This window comes from Polaromonas sp. P3_C2 (assembly GCF_056402675.1).
The window spans coordinates 1-5,055 of record NZ_JBFUGX010000303.1; the positions used below are offsets into that span (position 1 = coordinate 1).

At 57.4% G+C, this 5,055-nt stretch carries 3 protein-coding genes; 1 reads left to right on the top strand and 2 read right to left on the bottom strand.

All coding sequences use genetic code 11. The features are described from left to right. Positions 1 to 859, bottom strand: an 859-nt coding sequence (locus tag AC1DWI_RS13530; RefSeq protein ID WP_477725008.1) for a hypothetical protein, incomplete at its 3' end; no start/stop codon positions are given. After that, positions 856 to 3,411 (bottom strand): LamG-like jellyroll fold domain-containing protein, encoded by a 2,556-nt coding sequence (locus tag AC1DWI_RS13535; protein WP_477725009.1) that lies wholly within the window; start codon positions 3,409 to 3,411, stop codon positions 856 to 858. The genes AC1DWI_RS13530 and AC1DWI_RS13535, both read right to left, overlap by 4 nt. A gap of 1,019 nt (positions 3,412 to 4,430) precedes the next feature. On the opposite strand from AC1DWI_RS13535, the gene AC1DWI_RS13540 reads away from it, so the two are divergent. Further along, on the top strand, positions 4,431 to 5,055 hold a 625-nt coding region (locus tag AC1DWI_RS13540; RefSeq protein ID WP_477725010.1), incomplete at its 3' end, for a DsbC family protein.

Consider the following 5,055-nt stretch of genomic DNA (forward strand, 5'->3'; position numbering starts at 1 on the left):
CGACCAGCTTGCGGTGCAGGCTGCTCAGCCACTGCGCGCCGAATGAAGGGGCATCGCCGAAATCCTTGACCGCCACGGCAGCAGCCGTGGCCGCGGTTTGCCTGGCGCTGTCATAAATAAGGTTCAGCGCCTGCCCGCCTATGCTCACGCCGGTTTCGACGACCTCCTGTTTGCTGCCCGTCAAGGGATAGAGCTGGTTGCAGGGACAAGGTTTCGGGGCGTCCTTCTTCCTATCGCGAAAGACCTGAACCGTCTCACTTTGGTAACAGCCGTTATTAGTCGCTTTCTGAAGGGAGCCGGGTGGGCAGGTACAACTTGAACCAGAGGGCACGCCGTCATCAGCGCAGCTGTACGTGGGCGCGGTCAATGTGCGCCACCCCATGCTGTAGACCGAGTTGGCAACGAAAGTTCCGTTACTTTTCAGGTACAAAGCTACCGTACATTGAGAATCAACGGAACTGACGAAGACCATGTTGTAGTTCACAGACCAGGCCGAACCATTGGCAGGAACCGCAAGACAGGCCGCCTCATAGGAGGGGTAGCTATAAAGCGCCCCCCCTGTTGTGAAGTCAACGCTTCCGTAGTCCACGCACGGATATACGCCGGCACAGTGAGTATTGACCTCAGTCGCAGGAAACGAAGCAAACGACGAAACCGGAAAGCATGACGACAGCAGCACCAGGACAAAGAGCAGCCATCTCCTGCAGCCACCCGCAGCACTGAAACGTTTTGTGCGGCGTTTGACATACCCAAGGGCACTTTGATCGAACAAATCGCGTTCCGTGCTGGCGTCTCGGTGGCCTGCAGCCATTTTTTTGTCGATGCTTTTGTCGATGCCGTCGCTTTGAATTTCCCTCAATYGCYCGCTCCCGTGACTTGYTGGACCCGGTTCARKGCGTCRTACACSCGGGTGATGTTTCTTTGCAGATTGCCCGAGGGGTCCTTGACCTGYTCGCCTGTCTTGTTGCCMATGGCGTCCAGGGTGTACGTGAYGGTGTTGCCTTTGGCGTCCGTCACACCCGTCAGGCGTTGTGCTGCGTCGTAGCTGTAGCTCAGAGTGGTGCTGTCGGGCATGGCGACCCCCGTTAGCTGGCCGGCGTTGTCGTAGGTGTACGTTGTGGTACGGGCTACGCCGCCCGGCGGGGTGACACTGGTGCTGCTGACCCAGCCTCGGGGGGTGTAGCTCATGTCGGTGACGATGCCTTTGGGATCGACCATCTGCCGCACTCGCCCTGCCCTGTCGTACAAAGTGAACTGCGTGACGTGGCCTGCTGCGTTGGTGACTGACTGCAGGTCTCCTGCCGTGTGGCCTGTGGCGTTCGGGTCAATCACCGGCGCCGTATCAGAAAATGCCTGTACCGGTGGCGTGAAGTTCGCGGTGTACCGCGCCACGCCTTTGGTGATCCGCAGGTCGGAGAGGTAGCCGCTCCAGCCTATTCGCCGATCAATGTCCGCACCTACCGTGACGTTCCGGTTAGAAACGTCGAGACTGGTAGTCAAGGCTGCAGAACCGGCGCTCACGCCATTGACGTAGAGGGTCACCAGATTGCCACTGCGCACCRCGGCCAGATGCACCCAGGTGTTCAAGGGCAACGGATTTGCTGCGTTGATGTCCGCTGTCACTGCGTTACCCGACCAGAACGCGGCTCGAGGATACCCGTCAGCAGCGAGCAGTACGAAGCTAACGTCTGAGTTCGCGGCCGCTTGGTACTGCCCTACAACCTGTTGGTAGGCCCAATATGACCCCGTGTTGCGGTTTGTCTGATACACCCAGGATTCAACCGTGAAGTCCCCGGAGCCAAACTGGAAGTCCGCTGATGGTGGTGTACTCACGGACGCTCTGTTTCCATCAAAGTAAATGGAGCTGTAGCCAAACTTGCTCTGGGCTGCACTGATTTGCGCGTTACCCAGTCTCGTCAATGGCTTAGGCGACGGACTGCTGTCTACGATGATCGAGCCAGGAATACCGGCGCCATTCAACAGCAGGCTGACGTGACTCAGCTCTGGATCGATGTTGCTTTCAGTGCCGCTGAAACTGGTAGCGCCATAGTAGGCATAGGTCTGCTGGACGATGCTGTTGGTGCTTTGGGTGGCCACCAGACCTTTTGCACTTCCGCTGGCGACATACGTCTGGCTCATGGTCCGGGCTACATTTGTCGCGGTGTCGGTGACGGTCTGGCTGAGTTTGTTGCCCTGTGTGTCGTAGGTATAGGCGGTAGTTCTTCCCGCTTCGGTCACAAGCACCGGCAGCCTGAATSTGGGATGCCACTGTGTGGTGGTGGTCTGCACTTCGGGCAGGCCCGCTGATCTGGTCGTCGTCAATGGCAAGTGCCGGTTGATGTCCCAGGTGTACAGAGTGTTCACGCCCAGGAAGTCGGTTTCCTGGGTGATGAAGCCATTGGCGTCTTGCACCCGGCTGGCCGCGGATGGGGCACCTGTTCCGCTTGGCTTGTCTGCTCCGGTGACGGCCAGTTGGCCCTTGTTGGTGCTGTAGTTGTAGGTGCGCTGTGTGCCCAAGGGGTCGGTCACCGTGGCTGCGCCGGTTGCATAGCTCACCGTGTACAGATCGGCACCACCGGCATAACCGCTGCTGATGGCGCGGCCCTGGCTGTCGTAGGTAATGGTGGCCAGCCGGATTCCCCGCTCGTCGGTGATGCCGGTGACCATCTGGATGTAAGTGGCGTTCTCGTAGTGGTAGCTGCGGGTGACGGTGCTGCCGTTCAAACCTGGATAGCTGACAGTGGTCAGATGCGAGATGACTGTGGTGCCGTCGTAGGTATAGGTGACGACCTGGCCGTCGCTGGCGGTCACGCGCACCAATTGGCTGGCGCCGTTATAGGCAAAGCTCAAGCTGCGGCCGAACTGGTTGCTGACCGAGACCAGCAGATTGGCTGCCGGGACACTCGCACTGCTGCTGGTACTGTAGGTGTAGGTATTGATCCAGCCGTTGCGCTGGGTTACGGTGAGCAGCTTGCCTGCTGCATCAAACTGCCACAGGCTGTCGTCGTCCAGGCGTTTATAGACAAGGCCTGTGGTGTTGGCGGTCAGGCTGTCGGCGCTGTTGCCGGCATCCCAACTGCTGGTGGTGACATTCCAACTGAAGGTGCTTACGTTGCCGTCGCCGAAGATGATCCGGGCGACACTGCCTGCGGTGCCGGCCGTGCCTTCTTGCTTGATCGAGATGGCATGGTTGTGCGACCAAGCGCGGGTCAGTCCGGGATTGACTGCCAGGTCTCTGTCTGTGTTGCCAGCCCAACTGCTTCGGTAATGCCGCACCAGGCTGAGCGCGTCCGCGCCTTGCCCTGTGTAGTCGGGTTGCGCCAGGATTTTCTCGCCTGTCGCCGGAATGATCGGCTTGGGGGTCTTCGTTCCATCGCAATCGCATTTCTCGGGTATGGGTGCAACCTGCACAGGAACCGAGATCGCCGCCGGAGACGGCAGATCGCAAGTGTGCGCAGCATTCTCGGTCGAAGGAGGTTTACAGACGCACTCCCCACCCTCCAATTTAGCGCTTAGAGGGCAGCTGAGTACCGTTGCAAACGGATAGTACGCATAAACATCAGTTCCCAAATCTCTGGTCCGCATGATCACATATCCACCCGAATACACGCCAGAGCCCACCTTCGGCCCGCTGCAGGAGGTATGGTCCGGATCGGGAGGCAGAGGGATGCAGTTGTGCATCTGATAAGCGGTCCATTCCGCGAGGTCGGCCGGAGGCACAGGCTGGGAGGTAGGTGCGAACGCACGTACAGGGATCCAGACTACCGCTAGCATCAGAGCTAGCAGAACGGCAGCGCCTAAGCGATAAAGATGGGCCATGCGGCCTTCGGAACCGCAATGATCACGAAAATTGCGCTTTGTGATCACCCGCATTAAGACGGCAAGCGGTGCATGGGTAAAAGCACGTTTTTCCATCACTCGCAAGAGCGCATGAAAAAGCTGCCCGCATGCCAAAGCGATGAGCTGGTAAATTCCGAGCCTCGGAGCCCGCGACAACGTCCAGTGAGGCCTTGTCGTACCTGCCGCCAACAACAGCGGACGCGCTATACGAGCGTCGCGCAAACGTGCTAACGCAAACCAGCTGTATGGCAATCCCATCCCTCACTCCCATTTTTTTGTCGGCCCGAGACCGCTTACATTCAGAGCGAATGTAATGCCAACTCCGCTTGATCTGCATGCTCAATAAATGAAATAAATGAGTCGTTCACTTAAAGACAACAGATAAAAAAATGCGCACTAGCAAATGGTGTTCATCTCTTTAAATGCTCGCCTGAAAAATGACAACTTAAGTGATCACAGCTAAGTCAAAGACAAGACACGTGCTCGGAAAACGACACAACCCCTATTTGCAGGAGGAGAAACGCCATCCAGATAAGGTCTTGCACGCTAAACTCATTGCAACAAAACGCAAGCAACGAATCAGGTTCCACATGCATATTTTGAAAAGAGTTGCTCTACTCGGTTTTGGGGCGCTCTTCCTTGCTTCGGCATTTGCGCAGGAAGCGGTCATTCGCAAAAACCTTGTTGAAAAAATGCCGGCCTCGACAAAAATCGATGAGGTCAGCAGGACACCCATCCGTGGTCTCTATGAAGTGCGGGTCGGTTTTGATATTTTTTATACCGACGAGCAAGGCCGCTACCTCCTGCGCGGCAGCCTGCTGGACACGCAGACCCGCAGGAACCTGACGGAGGAGCGGGTCGAGAAACTGAGCGTCGTTGATTTTGACAAGCTACCTGTGGAAGATGCCTTCAAGATCGTTCGCGGGGACGGCGCGCGCAAGCTGGCCATATTCGAAGATCCCAACTGCGGCTACTGCAAACGCTTTGAACTAGAGATGGCCAACGTTAGCAATGTCACGGTCTACGTTTTTCTCTACCCCGTGCTGGGCCAGGATTCGACCATCAAGTCCCGCAACATCTGGTGCGCCGCCGACAAAGCCAAGACATGGTCAGACTGGATGACGCGCAGCACGACCCCGCCTCAAGCCGACTGCGATGTGAATTCGCTCAAGCGCAACCGGGAATTCGGCCAGAAGTACAACATTACCGGAACGC